Source organism: Campylobacter sp. 2018MI13, from assembly GCF_018501135.1.
Lineage (GTDB): Bacteria > Campylobacterota > Campylobacteria > Campylobacterales > Campylobacteraceae > Campylobacter_E.
This window is the reverse complement of the sequence record NZ_JAHCZC010000122.1, coordinates 1-2,986: the sequence shown is the minus strand read 5'-3', so window position 1 is coordinate 2,986 and position 2,986 is coordinate 1. Positions and strand designations below refer to the sequence as shown.

Sequence of the window (2,986 nt, the reverse complement as noted above, 5' to 3'; positions counted from 1 at the left end):
AGCTAAATCGTGTAAATTATCTAAAAAATATGCTAAATATATTAAAAACTCATTCATATCTTACCTTTAAAAATAAGATTAATTATAGCAAATAAAAAATTATTAATCTATTATTTATTGTCTTAATGCTTTAATTTATATAGTTAATGATTTGATAATTTATTTCATTTGGATATTCTCTTAAATAGCACACTACTCCGTAATCTTTATCATTACAGCTTGTTATAAAATCTTTATAAATTATTTTATTATCACATAATGATGGATTGTTTCTAATAAAAACTTCACAATCTCCTATAAATTTTCTAAGCAGATATTGTTTTGGTGGATTTGTGTAGCACTTGCATTGAATTAGCCTTATTTCACTATTTTTATACGCTATTAAATCTATACCTTTGTCGTTTTTACCATTTACAAAACCATTTGGAAAAACCTTATAACCTATATTTTCATAGTATATTTTTATTTGATATTCGTAATTTTTGCCTTTTTTGATATTTTCTAATTTGATTTTATTTTGTGCGTTTTTTTCTTCACTTATTTTTAATTCATAAGACTGAATTAATTTATCTTTTTCTAGCTTATAATATCTATTTAATTCTTTTAATTTTTCTTCATAATCTTTTTCTTTTTCTAATATCAATTCTTGTGCTTTTTCAATGGCTATTTTATTAATATCTGAAGTTGTTAAAGTCTGTAATCGTTTTAATTCATCTTTGAGTTTTAATAATTCTTCTTCATATTTATAATTCTTGTATAGCAAAATATTTTTATCAGTTTTTGTATCTTCGTAATCTTCTTTATCTATTTTTAATGTTTGAATTTCTTTATTTTTGTCATTTATAAATTTTTCTGCCTTTTTTATAAATAAAACGAATATACCAAGTAATATGAAGTAAAAAATAGTTATTATTAAGCCATAGTAATTATGTAAAAATTCTAAAATGCTAAATAACATACAATTACCATAGGAATTTCAAATGAAATTCCTAAAATCAATCTAAATCTTTAATGATTTCTTCATCACTTTTTACAACCATTCCAGAGCCGTGAATTACGCTCGGAATACAACTTGTGCAAATATCTACTGGCTTATTGTTTTTATGAGCTCTAATAAATACTGCGTGCTCGTCTTCGCTAGCTTTTAGACTACATACATTACAAATAATTTCATTGTTTAAAACCATAATAATCTCCTTAAAAATAAAATTAAATACTACAAAAAAATCAAAATATAAAAGTTATTTTTAATCAATTTAAAGGCTGTTTTAATCTTAATTCATTTTGAAATAATAAATGAGCTAGAAATATTACAAAAAATACAGGTAGAAAAAACCCAACATAAGGAATATTTGAAGCCAAATAAAATAAAAATACGCAAAAAATATATTTCAATTTAAAAGGTTTAAAACTTAAAAAATCATTTTTATTTAAAACACAACTAGCCACATCGTAAATTAAAAAATTAAAAAATAAATAAAACATTAAGCAAAACATTAAAAATGATGCTATGAAATTTAATATAGGAATTATGTGAAATAAAAGCACAAAAAATAAAAAGAATAAGAATTTCAATACGATTTTAAATAAAAGCCAAGTTATTTGAATTAACCCTATTTCATCTAATTTATTGTAATTATAATGCTTTAAATTGATTTCTCTAACTATCATTGGAGTTAAAAATGAAGTAATAACTAAAGCAAAAAATATAGATAAATATAAAGCTAAAAAACTGCCACCTGAAATAGTAATTATCATAATAAATATTTGTATGGCGTGTAGTATCATCGCACCTAAAAAAAAGTTAAAAGCTTCTTCGTTAAAATCTAAACTACCAACATAACTAAATGCAAGTGTTAATAAACTAATAAATATAATTGAGCTTATAATTAATGGAAATAAAGAAAATGCTAAAAATCTAAATGTAAAAAAATCTTTTAGGCTAATAATGAAATTATTCATATTTATACCACTTAATTACTTGAGAAAATAATCCGTTTCCATTAAATCCTATTGGCATATTTTCAATACCTTTAATTTTTTTATTATAAGCTAAAAAATAATTGTAATTTACCAAAAATAAATAAGAAGGGTTCATTTTAATCTGCTCTTGAAACTCTTTGTAATAATTCTCTTGCACTTGATTTATGGTATTTTTTGCTTGAGTTTTATTAATCTTATTTGTATTTAAAATAGTTGCAAAATTAATACTATCATATACTTCAATATCTACAATCTTACTAGCTTCATTATCATCATTGTTGGTTTGTAATACATCTGTTAATATTCCAAAATCTTTTAATTGCATAGCAAGATTTTCGGCTATACTTAAGTAGTCTTTATTGTTTTTATCTACATAAATTTCTAATTTTAAAGGTAAATCTAATTTTTTATAATAATTTGCTGTGCTTTCTTTATTAATATTTAATTCTATACTCTTTTTATCTTTATAAAATCCTAATTCATTTATAATTTTTCTAGCTTCTGCTCTATCACAACCATTATTATTTAGATTTAAAATATGTTTATTGATACTAAAATTTGGCAATTGATTTAAAATAGATTTGTTACAAATAATCAAAGAAATTGCATATCTTAATTTCCTATCATAAATTACTTTATTATTTAATTGTAATGCTATAGCGTGATCTGATTCTAAAGTCTTATATACTAAATCATCATCAATATTTTTTATATTTTTATAATTAATCAAGCCAACATCAATTATGTCATTATTTAAAGCATTTTTTATTTGAACTTCATTTTGATAAAACTTAAAAACTACCCCATCATTAAGTGCTTTAAAAATAGCATTAGGATTTTTTACTAAAACTATTTGTTCGTTGTTAAATTGCTTTAAATTATAAGTACCAAGACCAATAGCATCACTATTAAACCAACTTAAACCATATTTAATAAGAGCATTTTTTGACATAATCCCTAGCGTTAAAGAATTTAAAAAATCATTATCTGGATACTTCAATAC

Annotated in this window: 4 protein-coding genes; all 4 read right to left on the bottom strand. The window is 21.8% G+C overall.

What is annotated here, in order from left to right:
• Positions 1 to 130: 130 nt before the first annotated feature.
• Positions 131 to 958 (bottom strand): restriction endonuclease, encoded by an 828-nt coding sequence (locus KJQ99_RS09075; protein ID WP_214150618.1) that lies wholly within the window; start codon positions 956 to 958, stop codon positions 131 to 133.
• 37 nt (positions 959 to 995) lie between these two features.
• The gene (locus KJQ99_RS09070) at positions 996 to 1,187 is read right to left on the bottom strand and encodes a hypothetical protein (protein ID WP_214117910.1); all 192 of its coding nucleotides are present in this window, start codon (positions 1,185 to 1,187) and stop codon (positions 996 to 998) included.
• Positions 1,188 to 1,251: 64 nt separating this feature from the next.
• Positions 1,252 to 1,962, bottom strand: coding sequence for an EI24 domain-containing protein (locus KJQ99_RS09065; RefSeq protein WP_214150617.1), 711 nt, complete (start codon positions 1,960 to 1,962; stop codon positions 1,252 to 1,254).
• The coding region (locus tag KJQ99_RS09060) for an ABC transporter substrate-binding protein (RefSeq protein ID WP_214150616.1) at positions 1,955 to 2,986 on the bottom strand (1,032 nt) is incomplete at its 5' end. The genes KJQ99_RS09065 and KJQ99_RS09060, both read right to left, overlap by 8 nt.

Bases quoted from the DNA above. Each gene is read 5' to 3' on its own strand.
- KJQ99_RS09075 (WP_214150618.1), bottom strand. From the start codon at position 958: ATGTTATTTAGCATTTTAGAATTTTTACATAATTACTATGGCTTAATA.
- KJQ99_RS09070 (WP_214117910.1), bottom strand. From the start codon at position 1,187: ATGGTTTTAAACAATGAAATTATTTGTAATGTATGTAGTCTAAAAGCT.
- KJQ99_RS09065 (WP_214150617.1), bottom strand. From the start codon at position 1,962: ATGAATAATTTCATTATTAGCCTAAAAGATTTTTTTACATTTAGATTT.